The sequence below is a fragment of the Erythrobacter sp. genome, assembly GCF_039988855.1.
Taxonomy (GTDB): domain Bacteria; phylum Pseudomonadota; class Alphaproteobacteria; order Sphingomonadales; family Sphingomonadaceae; genus Erythrobacter.
Window position 1 is genome coordinate 506,714 of the sequence record NZ_JBDXIY010000016.1, and the last position, 15,923, is coordinate 522,636.

At 54.1% G+C, this 15,923-nt stretch carries 15 protein-coding genes; 6 read left to right on the forward strand and 9 right to left on the reverse strand.

Features of this window, described 5'->3' with window-relative positions:
• Window positions 1–16: 16 nt before the first annotated feature.
• The gene (locus ABJ205_RS10165) at window positions 17–2,278 is read left to right on the forward strand and encodes an NADP-dependent malic enzyme (protein WP_348159074.1); all 2,262 of its coding nucleotides are present in this window, start codon (window positions 17–19) and stop codon (window positions 2,276–2,278) included.
• 79 nt (window positions 2,279–2,357) lie between these two features.
• Here ABJ205_RS10165 and ABJ205_RS10170 read toward each other — a convergent pair whose 3' ends face one another.
• Complete coding sequence (locus ABJ205_RS10170) at window positions 2,358–3,062, reverse strand: tRNA (guanine(46)-N(7))-methyltransferase TrmB (protein ID WP_348159076.1); 705 nt, start codon at window positions 3,060–3,062, stop codon at window positions 2,358–2,360.
• A gap of 138 nt (window positions 3,063–3,200) precedes the next feature.
• On the opposite strand from ABJ205_RS10170, the gene ABJ205_RS10175 reads away from it, so the two are divergent.
• Complete coding sequence (locus tag ABJ205_RS10175) at window positions 3,201–4,397, forward strand: mechanosensitive ion channel family protein (protein WP_348159077.1); 1,197 nt, start codon at window positions 3,201–3,203, stop codon at window positions 4,395–4,397.
• On the opposite strand, the gene ABJ205_RS10180 is transcribed toward ABJ205_RS10175, so the two are convergent.
• From ABJ205_RS10180 to lptB, 7 genes are all read right to left on the reverse strand, one after another.
• Window positions 4,394–5,440 (reverse strand): alpha/beta hydrolase, encoded by a 1,047-nt coding sequence (locus ABJ205_RS10180; RefSeq protein WP_348159078.1) that lies wholly within the window; start codon window positions 5,438–5,440, stop codon window positions 4,394–4,396. The genes ABJ205_RS10175 and ABJ205_RS10180 overlap by 4 nt on opposite strands.
• 69 nt (window positions 5,441–5,509) lie before the next feature.
• Entirely contained in the window at window positions 5,510–6,181 is a 672-nt protein-coding gene (locus ABJ205_RS10185) for a LytTR family DNA-binding domain-containing protein (protein ID WP_348159206.1), read from the reverse strand.
• 151 nt (window positions 6,182–6,332) lie between these two features.
• Window positions 6,333–7,028 carry a response regulator transcription factor CtrA gene (locus ABJ205_RS10190; protein ID WP_298305869.1) on the reverse strand — a complete coding sequence of 232 codons (696 nt, stop codon included), beginning with the start codon at window positions 7,026–7,028 and terminating at the stop codon, window positions 6,333–6,335.
• A 526-nt stretch (window positions 7,029–7,554) separates the two neighbouring features.
• Window positions 7,555–8,466, reverse strand: a complete 912-nt coding sequence (locus ABJ205_RS10195; RefSeq protein WP_348159080.1) for a hypothetical protein — start codon at window positions 8,464–8,466, stop codon at window positions 7,555–7,557.
• Between the two features lie 34 nt (window positions 8,467–8,500).
• A complete protein-coding gene (locus ABJ205_RS10200) occupies window positions 8,501–8,701 on the reverse strand; it encodes a hypothetical protein (protein ID WP_348159082.1) in 201 nt (66 codons plus the stop codon).
• A gap of 275 nt (window positions 8,702–8,976) precedes the next feature.
• Window positions 8,977–10,488, reverse strand: a complete 1,512-nt coding sequence (gene rpoN / locus ABJ205_RS10205) for an RNA polymerase factor sigma-54 (protein ID WP_348159083.1) — start codon at window positions 10,486–10,488, stop codon at window positions 8,977–8,979.
• 11 nt (window positions 10,489–10,499) lie between these two features.
• Complete coding sequence (gene lptB, locus ABJ205_RS10210) at window positions 10,500–11,300, reverse strand: LPS export ABC transporter ATP-binding protein (protein ID WP_348159085.1); 801 nt, start codon at window positions 11,298–11,300, stop codon at window positions 10,500–10,502.
• A gap of 245 nt (window positions 11,301–11,545) precedes the next feature.
• Between lptB and ABJ205_RS10215 the strand changes: the two genes are divergently transcribed.
• Window positions 11,546–11,929: a hypothetical protein gene (locus tag ABJ205_RS10215; protein WP_348159087.1), complete on the forward strand. Its 384-nt coding sequence runs from the start codon at window positions 11,546–11,548 to the stop codon at window positions 11,927–11,929.
• A gap of 32 nt (window positions 11,930–11,961) precedes the next feature.
• On the opposite strand, the gene ppa is transcribed toward ABJ205_RS10215, so the two are convergent.
• Complete coding sequence (ppa, locus tag ABJ205_RS10220) at window positions 11,962–12,489, reverse strand: inorganic diphosphatase (protein WP_348159089.1); 528 nt, start codon at window positions 12,487–12,489, stop codon at window positions 11,962–11,964.
• Between the two features lie 155 nt (window positions 12,490–12,644).
• Here ppa and hisS point away from each other — a divergent pair, with 155 nt between their 5' ends.
• Genes hisS through prmC form a run of 3 tightly spaced genes read left to right on the forward strand, consistent with a single transcriptional unit; the run spans window position 12,645 to window position 15,780 of the window.
• Window positions 12,645–13,892: a histidine--tRNA ligase gene (gene hisS, locus ABJ205_RS10225; RefSeq protein ID WP_348159090.1), complete on the forward strand. Its 1,248-nt coding sequence runs from the start codon at window positions 12,645–12,647 to the stop codon at window positions 13,890–13,892.
• Complete coding sequence (gene prfA / locus ABJ205_RS10230; protein ID WP_348159092.1) at window positions 13,892–14,959, forward strand: peptide chain release factor 1; 1,068 nt, start codon at window positions 13,892–13,894, stop codon at window positions 14,957–14,959. Before hisS ends, prfA begins: the two co-directional genes overlap by 1 nt.
• Window positions 14,956–15,780 (forward strand): peptide chain release factor N(5)-glutamine methyltransferase, encoded by an 825-nt coding sequence (gene prmC, locus ABJ205_RS10235; RefSeq protein WP_348159094.1) that lies wholly within the window; start codon window positions 14,956–14,958, stop codon window positions 15,778–15,780. Before prfA ends, prmC begins: the two co-directional genes overlap by 4 nt.
• Window positions 15,781–15,923 lie beyond the last annotated feature (143 nt).

Consider the following 15,923-nt stretch of genomic DNA (forward strand, 5'->3'; position numbering starts at 1 on the left):
ATTTGAGGGGCCCGACATGACGGACGAACCTAAGGCCGGCTTTACCAGCCGCGAGGCGCTATTTTATCACGAGACTATTCGCCCCGGTAAGCTGGAGATCGTCGCAACCAAGCCAATGACTTCGCAGCGCGATTTGTCGCTTGCCTATTCGCCCGGCGTTGCAGTCCCCGTTGAGGCAATTGCAGCCGATCCGGCTTTGGCTGCGCGCTACACCGCCAAAGCCAACCTTGTCGCGGTGATTTCCAACGGAACGGCCATTTTGGGTCTGGGCAACCTTGGTGCGCTGGCGTCCAAGCCAGTGATGGAAGGCAAGGCGGTTTTGTTCAAACGCTTCGCCGATGTGGACTCGATCGACATCGAGCTTGCGACCGAGGATCCGCAAGCGTTCATCGAAGCGGTGGCTTTGATGGAGCCCAGCTTTGGCGGGATCAATTTGGAAGACATTAAGGCGCCCGAGTGCTTCGTCATTGAAGCCGCCTTGCGCGAACGTATGAACATTCCGATCATGCACGATGATCAGCACGGCACCGCGATTATTACCGCAGCTGGGCTTTTGAACGCATGTTACCTTACCGACAGAGACATCAAGGGCGTCAAGGTTGTGGTGAACGGCGCTGGTTCGGCTGCGATTGCGTGTACGGCTTTGATCAAATCCATGGGTGTGCCCCATGACAATGTGGTTATGTGTGATCGCTCTGGTCCGATTACGATAGGGCGCGATAAGGTCGATCAGTGGAAGAGCACACATGCGGTCGCCACCGATGCGACGTCGCTTGAAGAAGCGCTGGACGGCGCTGATATTTTCTTAGGTCTCTCGGCTGCTGGCGCGCTTAAGCCGGAATGGGTCACTAAGATGGCCAAAAACCCGATCATTTTTGCAATGGCAAATCCAACGCCGGAAATCATGCCTGATGAAGCCAAGGCTGTTCGCCCCGATGCGATTATCGCGACCGGGCGCAGCGATTTTCCTAACCAGGTCAACAATGTGCTTGGTTTCCCCTTCATCTTCCGCGGCGCGCTCGACGTGCAGGCGACCACTATCAATGAAGAGATGAAAGTGGCCGCTGCGACCGCGATCGCTGAGCTTGCCCGTGAGCAAGTGCCTGAAGAAGTGGCGAGCGCATATGGCAAGAACCAGAAGTTTGGGACCGACTATATTATCCCTGCACCGTTCGATCCGCGCTTGATCGAAGTGGTATCCTCTGCCGTGGCAAAAGCGGCGATGGATTCAGGCGTTGCGCAAACCACCATCGAAGATTTCGATGTTTACAAGCACTCGCTCAAATCGCGGCTTAACCCAACCACTTCGGTACTCACCGGAGTTTACAATGAAGCCCGCGCCAATCCAAAACGCATGGTGTTTGCCGAGGCGGAAGAGGAAGTGGTGCTGCGCGCCGCGATCCAGTTCCGTGATTTTGGCTATGGCACACCAATCCTTGTGGGCCGGACTAAAGCGGTGTTGGACAAACTTCATCAGCTTTCGGTCTCTGATCCGAGCAGTTTCGAGATCCAGAACTCAGCTGACAGCGAACATGTTCCCGCGATGGTCGATTATCTCTACAATCGCCTTCAGCGCAAAGGCTATACCGAGCGTGATATTCGCCGGATGGTCAATCAAGAGCGTAATGTTTTCGCCGCTCTTCTCGTGGCGCTCGGCCAAGCGGATGGGATGATCTCAGGGCTTACTCGCACCTATGCGCAGACAATGCGCGAAGTGAACTTGGTGCTGGATAAGAAGGAAGACGCGCTTCCGTTTGGCATCCATATGATGATTGGTAAGAACCACACAACATTCCTTGCCGACACCACGATCAACGAACGCCCAAGCGCAAGTGAGCTTGCCTATATCGCTCGCGAAACCGCGGCGGTTGCTCGCCGCATGGGTCATGAACCGCGCGTTGCATTCCTGTCCTATTCAACTTTCGGCAATCCTTCTGGCCAGTGGCTAAGCGATATTCGCGCAGCTGTCGGCATTTTGGATGAAGAAGGCTGCGACTTCGAGTACGAAGGCGAAATGGCACCCGATGCAGCGCTGAACCCGGCGGTGATGAAACTTTATCCATTCAGCCGTCTGTCTGGCCCTGCCAATGTGTTGATTATGCCGGGTCTTCAATCCGCAAATCTGTCGGCAAAACTTTTGCGAGAGCTTGGCTCCAACACCACCGTTGGGCCGATGCTTTTGGGCATGGAAAAGCCTGTGCAGATCGCGCCGATGACTGCGGCGGCTCCCGATGTTTTGACTTTGGCAGTGCTCGCCAGCGCTGGGATTGTGACTTAGGATTGGATCGCGGCATTGTTTGGCACGAGCCAGACAATGCCGCTTCCCCTTTTGGCCTGTGCTACCGGCCTAGTTTAGTTCAAGATTTCCGCCGAAAGCGGAAATACCAAACCTCGTGCCCGAACACGTTGCGGGCCTTGGTCTCATAGCGGGTTTCGCACCAGCCCGAGGGTCGGTTTTGCCAATCGCTCGGGCCGTCGGCGATCCACTCAAATTGATCGGTGAACCGCTGCATTACCATCATGGCATGGCGCACATAGATCGGGTGATCAGTGCCGAAACGAAATTCGCCGCCCGGTTTTAGCTTGTCCGCGATCATCTGAACCGGCCCATCATTCATCATTCGCCGCTTGGAATGTTTGTTCTTGGGCCAGGGGTCAGGATGCAGCAAATACGCCATCAACAGCGATCCATCCGGAATGCGTGATAAGACCTCCAACGCATCGCCGTTGTGCAGGCGAACATTCGAAAGTGGTCCATCATCCACATGGGTCAGAGCCTGTGCAACGCCGTTTAAATAAGGCTCTGCACCAATAAAACCATGATTGGGCAAGAGATCAGCCCGGTATGCGAGATGCTCACCCCCGCCAAAGCCGATTTCGAAATGCAAGGGGCAGTCTTCGCCAAATAGACCTTCGGCAGTCACCGGACCTTCTGCTGGCACCGCGATTTGCGGTAACAGATTGTCGACCAAATCCTGCTGCTTGGCACTCAATGGCTTGCCGACGCTGCGGCCATACAGCCGGCTCAGAGTGGTGGGATCGCCTTCTTTATATGCGCTCATAATGGGTCCGCTAGTCGGGGAAGTGACTGTTTGTCTACCCCTAGTCCGCCCGCCAACACGCCCACCCCCAAGAAACATGCCTCCTTACCTTGAGGGGGAGGGGGCTCTTCCTATATCGCGGGTCATATGGAACAGCTTATGGCGATTTTCACAGCGCAGCCCATTTGGTTGCAGACCATTGTTGGCGCAGCGGGGCTCGTTGTTGCGGCTCTTGTGGTCAACTTCATCCTGAAAGATGTGATCCTGCGGCTTGCGGCTCCTTATCTGGATGGGAAGACCAAGACAATTGACGCGTCGGCGACCTGGTTCGCAACGGTCGCGCCTTTGTTGATTGTGTCTAATGGCATTGGATGGGTTCCCGGACTGTCCGAGGTCGCGGTGACTATCATCGCCAATGTGACACAGGCCTTGATTGTGCTCTCCATCGCGATGGGGATCGTGCGGGCGCTAACTTACGCAAATGAGGTTTACGAAAGACGCCCTCAGTCGAAGAACCGGCCGATCAAAGGTTACCTTCAGGTGGTTAAGATCATCGTTCTTTGCGGCGCGGCGATCATCCTCATCTCGATCTTGATAAACGAGTCTCCGTTCCTGTTGTTGAGCGGCCTGGGTGCAATCACTGCGGTTCTTCTGCTTGTCTTTAAGGATACAATCCTTAGCCTTGTCGCCTCGGTTCAACTTACAACCAATGACATGCTGCGCGTAGGCGATTGGATTGAAATGCCGGGCATGAATGCTGATGGCGACGTGATCGATATCTCACTTCACACTGTAAAGGTGCAGAATTTCGATAAGACCATCACCACCATTCCCACTCATCGCCTGGTTTCAGACAGTTTCCGAAATTGGCGCGGCATGAGCGAAAGTGGCGGGCGGCGGATTAAACGGTCACTCGTGATCGATCAGAATTCGGTGCGTTTCCTTTCCGATGATGAGGTGATCAGCCTTAAGAAATTCAATATTCTCAAAGACTATCTCGCCAATGCCCGCGATGCGTTGGCGAAGTGGAACGAAAGCGAGCTTGCCAAGGATGATGCGCCCGTCAATGCGCGGCGCCTGACCAATATCGGCACTTTGCGTGCCTACATCGCCGCCTATATTAAATGGCATCCCCGTATCAGCGAGAACTTCACGCTTCTGGTCCGGCAATTGCCGCCGGGGCCTCAAGGCCTGCCAATTGAGATTTATTGCTTCACGGATACGACCGATTGGAACACTTACGAAGGTATCCAATCAGATATCTTCGACCACCTGATTGCGATTGTGCCTGAGTTTAAACTCAGCCTATTCCAAGAGCCAAGCGGGCACGATCTGCAACAGATTGTGAGAAGCTAACTCAGGCCGCGCAGCCACTGCGCTACTGGTTCAACGAGCACGTCATGCTGCCGAACTCCCCCGTCAAACAGGAAGGCGGAATAGGGATCGGTATAGAGGCTCATTCCATGACCGGCTTGAGGTATTTCGAGCCATCTCGCACTGCCTGGACGCAGCCGGTTGATTGTGTCGACAATCACACGGTGGCCGTGCCTCTGTTCAAATTGCTCGTATTCCCCAAAAACAACCATGACGGGCGCCTCTACCTTCGCCCATGCGGCGAGCCAGTTTTGGTCTGCTGCCTGCCAATGCCATGCATAGGGCCGGCCATAATGGGGCGCTGCATCAGTCCCTCTTAGTGATTGCCAGACGCCGCGAAGGTCCGGGCGCAGTCTTTCGATCTGATCTGGCATCATTTTATGATGGAGATAAAGTCGATGAAACTCCATCCGGCGCCGGATTTCGCCATCAAGCTCCTCCGGCCGAAAATCTGGCTGGCGTTCAAGTTGTATCCGGTCAAAATGCAGCATTCTTTCGAAATACGTCAGAGCGCCGCCTCCCTGCACAACAACTCCGGCTACGGGTTTGCCCATTGCTACTAGGGGGGCAGTTGTTGAACCTAGGCTTGAGCCAAAGATTACAACTCGCGCCTGATCGACCCATGCGTGCTGGGTAAGTTGATCAAAAGCCTCTCGATAATGGCGAACTTCAGTGTTGTAGTCGAGTTTGTCGCAACCTGGCCCTTCGCTCTTCCCCGTTCCTGCTCGGTCGATTCTGATTAATGCGTAGTTAGACGCTAAGGCGATGCGTTCGGCTTCACTTAAACGCTCTGGACTTGGTGCGATTGAGCCGCATGACACCCATTGAGTAAGCATCAAGGAGGGCAAGGGTGAAGCACTTCTAATAGGCCGAGTGACATAGCCAGAGAGTGAGAGACCTTCACTTGTTTCGATGCGAATCTCGTCATGCTCAAGGTCGGCTGGCGAAGGTTGAGCGAAAGCTGGAAAAGCGAAAGACATGATCGCAAATCCAGCGGCGACAATCTTGGAAAAAGCGTGTTTCATATCTCTTCAGTTGCAAATTGATTGCTTGCCGCAAGCAGTTTGGGACGAAGGGACGAAACGGTTTGCAGACTAAAGGTTGTCAAGGGCAGAGCGATAGGCATTGCCGATGGGTAAACGCTTGCCGTCTGTAAGCCTGACATGGTGTCGTTCACAGACTTCGACCACTTCTGGTGCGACCGCAAACGATCGGTGGATACGTACAAGCTCAGACCCGCTCGACTCTACAAAATGCGCTAACGAGGAGCGTTTCAAAACTGGCCTGCTACCCTGATATTTAATCTCGACATAATTGCCCGCAGCTCGGATCCATTCGCATTTATTGGTTGCGGCTTCGCCTGAAATAGAGGCTGTTTGATGAGCCCGCCGCCCTTGCCAAAGGGAAAGTCCAATGAGGCAGGCTACGGAAAATACCGCGCCCGGAAGGCGCCGCACCACTTCCAACGAATTTGGTAGCTCGCCATCGTAAACTGCACCAAGCAGGAGTGAGATCGAAAACGCACCGACGACAAGAAAGAAGATGTTTCGCGCGCGCCGGATTTCTCTTCCGATTTCGATCACGGCGACCCAAGGGGCAAGGTTTATCGCTCCCCATGAAAACGCGTCGGATAAGGTCGCCGGGCGGCCCGCGCTATAGGTGTAGGCAAGGCAATAGGCAGCGCTCAACGCTACCACTGCGCCGATTGCGACGATCAACCGCAGATGAAGTGCGTTTGAGTTGTATGAGGCAATCGCGGCATGCATTTGACCCAAGTTTGGTAGGTTTCTGACCTCACAGCGAGAGCAATTCGACCAACGTCCTCTTTGTCCCGACAAGTTTTCCTAGCGGCAAGAAAAATGCGTCCGGAAGCCATGGGCACTCCGGACGCATCGATCAATTTCATTGGTGCGAAGCTTAAGCGGCTTCGACTTCCTCTTGCGGGTCGCGCAGCACATAACCGCGGCCCCACACTGTTTCGATGTAGTTCTCACCGCCGCATGCATGGCTGAGCTTTTTGCGCAGCTTGCAGATAAACACGTCGATGATCTTGAGCTCTGGTTCGTCCATCCCGCCGTAAAGGTGGTTGAGGAACATCTCTTTGGTAAGAGTCGTGCCCTTGCGAAGCGAGAGAAGCTCAAGCATCGCATATTCTTTACCGGTGAGGTGCACACGGGCGCTGTCGACTTCGACGGTCTTGGCGTCGAGGTTAACCGCAAGCTTGCCAGTGCGGATGATTGATTGGCTGTGGCCTTTCGAACGGCGCACAACAGCGTGAATACGCGCCACCAACTCTTCGCGGTGGAAAGGCTTGGTCACATAATCGTCTGCGCCAAAGCCAAATGAGCGGATCTTACTGTCCATCTCGGCAATGCCAGAGAGGATAAGAACCGGCGTTTGCACCTTGGCAACGCGCAGCTTCTTAAGCACGTCATAGCCGTGCATATCCGGCAGATTAAGGTCTAACAGAATGATGTCGTAATCATACAGTTTACCCAGATCGAGGCCTTCTTCGCCCAGATCGGTTGAATAGACATTAAAGCCTTCGGTTGTCAGCATAAGCTCAATGGCTTTCGCCGTTGTCGGCTCGTCTTCAATCAACAGCACTCGCATTACTGTTCCCCTAATTGCGCCCCATCGTGTGGAGGGAGGTGTGCATGGTAACGTCTCGCTAAGAGATGTTGCACTCTATTAACCACACAAGTTCTGAACGGAAAAGGTTAATTTAGCGTAAACCCTAGTTTTCCGGCGAGTCGCAGGGTTAATACGTAATGTCTAGAGGGTGTGTCGGTGCGGTTTGAGACACTGTTCAAGGGGTAAAAAACTGTATTTCGCAATTGATCCGGGTGTGTGCGTTAAGAAAGGTAAGCGTTTGGTCAACATAACACGGCATCTAACGCGCCAGCCATCGTGTAGGAAAACGGTTTTGCTTTCAGGGTGGAGTGAGGTTGGCCGCATTGGGTTAAGGTATGGATTCTTTTGAATGACCGAAACTGGGTGTGGGAGCGGACGCCTGACTGAGTTCATTCGAGCCATTGACCAATGCAGTTATTTGGAAACCTTCAATTTCACCATGGATACTATCTACTCGACTTTCAGATTTTCTTGAGGGATCCAGGTGCCAATACGATTGTTCTCATCACTTTTCCGCCGTTGATTCTTGAATAAGTAGGTCTGCTATCGCTTCACTAATCGATAGTCCCGCCAATTTCTCGATCCATAACCATTGGCCAACGGGATTTACCTCGAGGAATACGGGATTTTGCTCTCCATCCAGCATAAAATCATAAGCGCCGTAATGCAGTCCGAAGTTTTGATGTAAATCCAACAAACGGTCCTTGAGGCCCTTGTCCAATTCGAATTGGACAATTTCGTTTCTTGCATGAGACCGACGCCAATCTAGGTCGTTCTCAATAGGCTTCTGGATTGCTGCCGCGAAAGCTCTTTTGCCTACGACGGTCACTCTCCATTCGACTGGAGACGATATGTACTCTTGGTAGAGTGACGGGGCAACTCGAACGTTTTTCGCCATCTCATTGGCCATCTCGATCGTAAAAAACCGTGTGTAAGATGTTCTGCCAGTTGGACTATCGAAAGATGTCAGCGGCTTTTGGATGCACAACCCATCTTCTAGGCCAGCAATGAAAGCCGAGATTTGGTCTGGATCGTTTGAGCACAGAGTCTTTGGGACGCGAAACCCACATTCCGCAGCAAAACCAAGTTGTCGGAGTTTGTTGCTGCTAACCCCCTCACTTGCATAGGAATTTACGCACTTAATGCCGCTGCCGCTAAGCGAAATTCCCGCAAATAGTGAGCGCCATTCATCGATGACAAATCGCGTGTGATAATATTCGTCTAAGTTTGCGTAATCAAGAATGAACGGAGGCTTTAGTCGCCGCCAAATGACTGAAAAAGGCTGATCATCAAGGCGTGAAAGGGGCTCCACACTAAGTCGATGTGGATTGTAGATGTCAAACCTGAAATGCTCCGCGCCTCTGGCCTTTAAGGCTTGAGCGACCTCATCAATGTGGACGTCGTCATTCGCACCCAATAAGCAGATCATAAACCCAAATCAGCCAAGATCACTAGTGATCTACCCCGACGTCGGAACCACCGTCGGTAGGTACCGGGTGGCCTGTAGTCCATTTCGTAGGTACAGTTACTCCAGCGCTATCGCTAACCATGTCGCCCGTTGGCGTTTCTGAAAGTTCGGCCGCTACAGCTTCGAATTTCAGGTTCTTGACATCATCCTCGTCGCTCAAATCAATCTCGATATTAATCTTCATAGGAGCCTCCAAAAGAAATACCGAGACAAACTGTATGAATAGATTGTCCTTGGCAAGAGTTTTTAATTGAAGAGATGTTTCAGTTTCGCGACAAAACTCGACCTAATCGTTATTCGTTGACATTTCAAACGTCTAAAGGTCAATCTTAATTGATGAATAATGAGCAGCCAATTTTCGTTAGACTGAACGTCCGCTTTGATACACAAAATCCCAAAACGAGATGCTCAGCAATCGACGGGCCACGATCGATGGCGAGGCCCAGAAGCCGGGTATTCTCAAAGCCCAGACAACTTCTTCGCTCTGCGCCGCTCAGCGCTTGATCCGATCCCGATCGCTTCGCGATATTTGGCCACCGTGCGCCGCGCTAGGCCAAAGCCTTCTTCGTTCAATAGGTCGGCAAGTTTTTGGTCGGACAGTACTTTCTTTGGCTCCTCGGCATCGGTGAGGGCCTTGATGCGGGCCTTGATCGCCTCTGACGATGCGCCTTCGCCATCCGATGAGGCTACCCCGCTGGTGAAGAAATATTTGAGCTCAAACGTGCCCCGGTCGCAGTGAAGATACTTATTCGATGTCACCCGGCTGACCGTGCTTTCGTGCATATCAATTTGTTCCGCTACTTCGCGCAAAGTGAGCGGGCGCAGTTCAGAAACCCCGCGACGGAAGAAGCCTTCCTGTTGCTTCACAATCTCGGCGGCCGTTTTCAGGATCGTTTTCTGGCGTTGGTCCAATGCCCGGATCAACCAATGCGCATCGGCGAGCTTTTCTTTGAGCCACCCTTGCGTCTCTGCATCCGCGCTTTTGCTCTCTCCGCCGAGCTCTACATAATAGTCGCGGTTAACAATCAGGCGCGGCAAGGTCTCTTCGTTAAGAGTAATGTCCCAGCCGCCATCGTCCTTGGCCGCCAACAAGACATCGGGCACGACGGCCTCAATCATCGACGAGGTAAAGGCGAGGCCAGGTTTTGGATCGAATTGCCGGATTTCGCTTAACATGTCGGCAAAATCTTCATCATCGACACGGCACAATCGCTTCAGCCGCGCAACCTCGCCTTTGCCCAATAGCTCCAGATTGGAGAGCATCGTCGCCATGGCTGGGTCATAACGGTCGGCGTCCTTGGCTTGCAGGGCCAAACATTCCCCCAAATCACGCGCGCCAATTCCGGTGGGGTCGCACATCTGAACGACTTCCAAAGCATCCTCGATGCAATCCATGTCGACATTCAGATCGAAGGCGACTTCGCGCAAAGAGGCCGAAAGATAACCCGTATCATCAAGCAGCCCTGCAATATGACGAGCGACGAACTCTTCACGCGGATTGGTCGCAATTCCTCCGATTTGAGCGTCCAAATGCTCAGCCAGAGTAAGCTCTGCGGCCTTTGTTGCTTCGATGCCGGGAAGATCGTCGATCCCCCCGCCGGCGCCGGCTGCCGAGCCCCATTCCGCATCCGATGGACCACCGCTCCCAATTCTCGCTTCGCCCGTATCCCGGTCGCGGTCGATTGCGCTCACGTCGATATCAAGCGGCGCTTCGCTTTCGCCTTGAACCTGACCCATCAATTGATCGGCTGTGAATTCCTCGCGGGGGATATCGTCGGGTTCAACGGCTGGACCTTGGTCGTCAGAGGAAACAGCCCCAGCTTCGAGCAAAGGATTGCTTTCCAGCGCATCACCAATGAAGGTTTCGATCTCAAGATTGGAGGCCGCCAGCAGCTTGATCGCCTGCTGCAGCTGAGGCGTCATAACCAGCTGTTGGGATTGGCGTAAGTCGAGGCGGGGGCCTAATGCCATACGCAGTATCGTTAGAGCGTAAAGCTCTCACCGAGGTAAAGACGCTTTACGTTCTCATCAGCGACCAACGCCTGCGGGGTTCCTGCAAACAGCACTTGGCCGCCATAGATGATGCAAGCACGATCCACGATGTCCAATGTCTCGCGAACATTGTGATCCGTGATCAAAACGCCAATGCCGCGACTTTTGAGGTCTTTCACAAGATCGCGAATATCGCTGATCGAAAGTGGGTCAATCCCTGCAAAGGGTTCATCCAGAAGCATGATCGATGGTTTGGCCGCCAACGCACGCGCAATCTCACAGCGCCGCCGTTCACCACCTGAGAGCGCCATGGCTGGGCTTTCGCGAAGCCGGGTTAGGCCGAATTCGTCGAGCAAGCGCTCCAACTCGCGCGCGCGTGTTTCTGCGTCAGGTTCGACCATTTCGAGGACGCAGTTGATATTCTGCTCAACCGTCATCCCGCGAAAGATGCTGGTTTCTTGAGGCAAGTATCCAAGGCCAAGGATCGCCCGCCGGTACATCGGCAGAGTGGTGACATCTTCGCCGTCCATCAGGATGCGCCCCGAATCCGGCTTCACCAAACCCATGATTGAATAAAAGCAGGTCGTCTTACCTGCACCATTGGGACCAAGCAGCCCAAGCACTTCGCCTTTGGCAACGGTAAGGGAGATGTCCGTTAGGACCGCTCGTTTATCGTAGCTTTTGGCGATGGATATGACTTCAAGCCCGCCATCGGGCATCGGTGCAGTGGCATCCGCAGCGCCGTCTTGAGGGGCGCTTGCAGCGTCATCAATGGTCGTTGTGTCGCTCATATGATTCTCATGTAGCACCCTTGTTTTTACATGAAAGGGGCAGATGGTGCATTTTGGCAAGATTTTTGCTTAACTCGGCATACTAAAGAGCGAACCTTGGGAAAACCCCGCGATTCCAAAGCTTTTGGGCCCTGTCGGATCTCGAGCAGATCGAATATTTCAAATTGGTTACTGACCTTGCAACATTGCGCTGTCTTTGAGATACTCCTTTTCAGAGAGAGAAGAAGTCGTTGGGGAACGCACTGATGAATGAGCTGATAAACAGCCACGACGTCGCCGAACATACGGCAACAGACGTGAAGGTGCGCGATTGGCGCAAATCCATGAGTGACCACGTCGCTTATGCTTTGCTGGTTTACACCGGCCTCCAAATTTTCGCGACGGTAAAAGCCATGAGCGGGGGGACGTCCTCGCTTTTGCCTTATGCGGCTTTGGTCATTTTGGTTGCGGCCATCATCCCGGCCTGCCGTTGGTTTGAACGCCGTTGGACCGGAATGTCTAATGAAGAGGCGACGGATCAATCCTATGCTGGCGCATTTCGCCGTGACATCACCATGTTGTGGCTTCTTGCAATCGGCCTACCGCTTGTGCTGACATGCGTTTGCATGGCGATCTTCGCGGTTATGTGATCCGTTTTGGCAATTTGGACTGAGGCGGCGGCCTATTTTTGGGCCCGCTCGATCGCTTCCAACACAATTTGACGCGCCTCTTTGGCATCGCCCCATTTGCCGATCCGCACCCATTTTTCTGCTTCTAAATCCTTGTAGTGCGTGAAGAAATGCTCGATCTGTTGCAGGATGATCGAAGGCAAGTCCTTGGTCTCACCCACATCTGAATAATATGGGAAGGTTGTGTTCACGGGCACACAGATCAGTTTTTCATCTCCGCCATGCTCATCTTCGAGGTTCAGCACACCGATCGGGCGCGCTTTCACAACGCAGCCCGGAATAAAGGGCGAGCGCGCAATCACCAGTGCATCAAGTGGGTCGCCATCGGGTGAAAGCGTGTGCGGAACAAAGCCATAATTAGCCGGATAACGCATAGGGGTGTGCAAGATACGGTCGATGAAAAGCGCGCCGCTTTCCTTGTCGAACTCATACTTTACTGGTTCGCCGCCCAAGGGCACTTCGATAATGACATTGAGGCTTTCGGGCGGTTTGTCACCAGTAGGGATCTTGTCGATACGCATATGAGTGTCCTGACTGTAAGTATGCTTCGTTTATGCCTTCGCCCCTCTCCCAAAAGGCTTGAGGCGCGCCACTTAGCGAAGGGCGGAGGATTGCGAAAGACCTTAGTTACCCCTAATCGCTGCCACAAAGAACCAGACCAAAGATCAAAAACGCTATGAGCAAGAACACTCCCAAAGCCATTCGCGGCACTCAGGACATTTTCGGGGCAGATGCCGAGGCCTTCGCCTTTGTCGTCGAAACCTTTGAGCGCGTGCGCAAGCTTTACCGCTTCCGCCGCGCGGAAATGCCGGTGTTTGAAAAAACCGAAGTGTTCAGTCGTGCGATTGGCGAAACAACCGATGTTGTCTCGAAAGAGATGTATTCTTTCAACGACCGCGGCGATACTTCGCTCACCCTCAGGCCAGAATTCACCGCTGGAATTGCGCGCGCTTATCTCACTAATGGTTGGCAACAACACGCGCCGCTAAAACTGGCAACGCACGGCCCCTTGTTCCGTTATGAGCGTCCGCAAAAGGGCCGCTATCGCCAATTCCATCAGATTGATGCGGAGATTTTGGGCGCAGGCGAACCGCAGGCTGATGTTGAACTTCTCGCCATGGCCGATCAGCTTCTAAAAGAGCTGGGCATTGAAGGGGTCACGCTGCATCTCAACACGCTGGGCGATGCGCAAAGCCGCGATGCATGGCGCGCCGGCTTGATCGAGTATTTCGAAGCGGTTTCAGGTGAGCTTTCCGAGGACAGCCAAGAGCGGCTGCACAAAAACCCGCTACGCATCCTCGACAGCAAGGACTCTCGGGACAAAGCCTTTGTGGCCGATGCGCCGAAGATTGACCAGTTTTTGTCTGATGAAGCGCTCGCCTTCTTTGAAAGCGTGACCAGCGGCCTTGATGCAGCGGGCGTCAAATGGAAGCGGGCCGAAAGCCTTGTTCGCGGGCTCGATTATTATCGCCACACCGCGTTTGAGTTTATCCCGGATGAGGGTTCTGCTGCGGCGGATGCTTTGGGTGCGCAAAGCACCGTGCTTGGCGGGGGCCGGTATGATGGGTTGATGGAAAGCCTCGGCGGGCCTGCCACACCTGCGGTCGGCTGGGCAGCTGGGATTGAACGGCTGGCGATGTTGGTGGGTGAGCTGGATGCTGACAAACCTGATATCGTTGTTGTTGTCGAAGATGATGAGATGACCGGTGCCGGCCAAGCCGCGGTAAGCGCTATTCGCAAAGCTGGTTTGTCAGCAGACTTCATTGCTAGCGGCGGTAAGAAAAAGCGGTTTGACAAGGCCGTTAAGGTCGGCAGCCATGTCATCCTAGCAATGAGCGATGGCGAACGGCGACTGCGATATCAAACCGAGGGGGCAAGCCGTGATCGACTTGTGGCCGCACTCAAAGAACTGGGCCTCGACTGATGACCATCCCCGCCCAGCGCCTTGAGCAGATTGCCAATCGCTTTGCCGAGCTCGAAGCGCGGATGGCGTCTGGCACGCTCGAAGGCGACGCCTTCGTCCAAGCTTCGCGCGATTACGCTGAGCTTGAACCGGTTGCCAAAGTCGCCGCCGAAGTTACCGCAATGCGCGAAGAAATCACTGGGCTGGAAGAGATGCTCGCTGATCCTGAGATGAAGGATATGGCGTCCGAAGAACTCGCCGCGATCAATGCGGCTCTGCCAGAAAAAGAACGCGCGCTTGCCATCGCTCTGCTCCCCCGCGACCGGGCAGATGCCAAACCTGCCATGCTCGAAATTCGCGCTGGCACGGGCGGGGACGAAGCGGCGCTGTTCGCTGGCGACCTTTTCCGCATGTATGAGAAATTCGCAGGCGAACAGGGGTGGAAAGTCGAGCCTGTTTCCATGAACGCATCAGAAGTCGGCGGCTTCAAAGAGATCGTCGCCAACGTCACCGGACAGGGCGTGTTTGCAAAGCTTAAATTCGAAAGCGGGGTTCACCGGGTTCAACGTGTGCCCGTGACTGAAAGCGGGGGGCGCATTCACACCTCTGCTGCAACAGTGGCGGTGCTTCCCGAACCCGACGAAGTCGATGTGCAGATCGATCCGGGCGACCTTAAAATCGACACCTACCGGGCGAGCGGTGCAGGCGGTCAGCACGTCAACACTACCGATTCAGCCATCCGCATCACCCACGAGCCAACCGGCCTTGTGGTCACCTGCCAAGACGGGCGAAGCCAGCACAAGAACAAAGAAAAAGCGATGCAAGTGCTGCGCGCGCGGCTCTTCGAAGCGCAGCGCGAGGCCGCCCAAGGTGCAGAGGCCGAAGCGCGCAAGGCGATGGTGGGCTCCGGCGACCGTTCAGAACGCATCCGCACCTATAATTTCCCTCAAGGCCGCGTGACTGATCACCGGATCGGATTGACACTGCACAAGCTTGAAGAAGTGCTGGCGGGCACGGGGCTTGAGGAACTTGTCGGTGCATTGATTTCTGAGGACGAAGCCAAACGTCTGGCAACGCTCGCCGAATGAGTGTTGCTGAGGCCATTCGCGCCGCCACAGCAAAGTTAGAGGCGACCAGTGACACAGCGCGCCTCGACGCTGAATTGCTTATGGCACATGCGCTTGGGGTGAGCCGGTCTGAAATGCTTTTGCGGCATATGAGGGACAATGCACCTGAGCCATATGATGGTCTGGTCAAACGCCGCGCCTCTCACGAGCCTGTCGCCTATATTACGGGCACTCAAGAGTTTTACGGGAGATCCCTTGCTGTCACTCCTGACACTCTAATCCCACGGGGCGACACCGAAACCTTGATCGATGTAACACTGGAGATGGCGCCAAATGCAAAGCGTGTGCTCGATCTGGGAACAGGGTCTGGCGCGCTGATTGTTACCGCACTTCTGGAACTTGAAGGGGCGAGCGGGGTCGCCATCGACTGTTCAGTTGCTGCTCTTAACGTTGCCGAGGCCAATGCGCGAACGTTCGGAATTGATGGGCAAGAGGCGCAATTTTGTTTGGGTGATTGGACGAAACCCGATTGGAGCGAAGGTTTGGGCACTTTCGACCTCATCCTTTCGAACCCGCCTTACGTCGAAGATGATGCCAAGCTTGAACAGGATGTGGGAGCGTTCGAGCCCACGGATGCGCTTTTTGCGGGGCCTGAGGGGCTGGATGACTACCGCATCATCATACCGCAATTGCGCGGTTTGATGACCCATGACGCGGTCGCCATTTTCGAAATCGGCCACACTCAAGCACCCGCAGTCACTCAGATCGCGCAAGACCATGGTTTCGTTGTTACTACGCGCAAAGACCTTGCGCAAAGGCCCCGCGCGCTAGTGCTTCGTTGACGAAAAAGTCATCAGGGCTTGGCAAATGCAATAAGGCTCGCTAGCTATCGAGTCGGAACACCGCTTTGCGAATTTTGCGCAAAAGGTTGAACCAAGCTCCTAATTCCATGTTGAACGGCCTTTTACGGGGCAATCCCGATAGG

Excerpts from the sequence above, each read along its gene's own strand:
- ABJ205_RS10165 (WP_348159074.1), top strand. The coding sequence starts at position 17 with ATGACGGACGAACCTAAGGCCGGCTTTACCAGCCGCGAGGCGCTATTT.
- ABJ205_RS10170 (WP_348159076.1), bottom strand. The coding sequence starts at position 3,062 with ATGAGCGCATATAAAGAAGGCGATCCCACCACTCTGAGCCGGCTGTAT.
- ABJ205_RS10175 (WP_348159077.1), top strand. The coding sequence starts at position 3,201 with ATGGCGATTTTCACAGCGCAGCCCATTTGGTTGCAGACCATTGTTGGC.
- ABJ205_RS10180 (WP_348159078.1), bottom strand. The coding sequence starts at position 5,440 with ATGAAACACGCTTTTTCCAAGATTGTCGCCGCTGGATTTGCGATCATG.
- ABJ205_RS10185 (WP_348159206.1), bottom strand. The coding sequence starts at position 6,181 with ATGCATGCCGCGATTGCCTCATACAACTCAAACGCACTTCATCTGCGG.
- ABJ205_RS10190 (WP_298305869.1), bottom strand. The coding sequence starts at position 7,028 with ATGCGAGTGCTGTTGATTGAAGACGAGCCGACAACGGCGAAAGCCATT.
- ABJ205_RS10200 (WP_348159082.1), bottom strand. The coding sequence starts at position 8,701 with ATGAAGATTAATATCGAGATTGATTTGAGCGACGAGGATGATGTCAAG.
- rpoN (WP_348159083.1), bottom strand. The coding sequence starts at position 10,488 with ATGGCATTAGGCCCCCGCCTCGACTTACGCCAATCCCAACAGCTGGTT.
- lptB (WP_348159085.1), bottom strand. The coding sequence starts at position 11,300 with ATGAGCGACACAACGACCATTGATGACGCTGCAAGCGCCCCTCAAGAC.
- ABJ205_RS10215 (WP_348159087.1), top strand. The coding sequence starts at position 11,546 with ATGAATGAGCTGATAAACAGCCACGACGTCGCCGAACATACGGCAACA.
- ppa (WP_348159089.1), bottom strand. The coding sequence starts at position 12,489 with ATGCGTATCGACAAGATCCCTACTGGTGACAAACCGCCCGAAAGCCTC.
- hisS (WP_348159090.1), top strand. The coding sequence starts at position 12,645 with ATGAGCAAGAACACTCCCAAAGCCATTCGCGGCACTCAGGACATTTTC.
- prfA (WP_348159092.1), top strand. The coding sequence starts at position 13,892 with ATGACCATCCCCGCCCAGCGCCTTGAGCAGATTGCCAATCGCTTTGCC.
- prmC (WP_348159094.1), top strand. The coding sequence starts at position 14,956 with ATGAGTGTTGCTGAGGCCATTCGCGCCGCCACAGCAAAGTTAGAGGCG.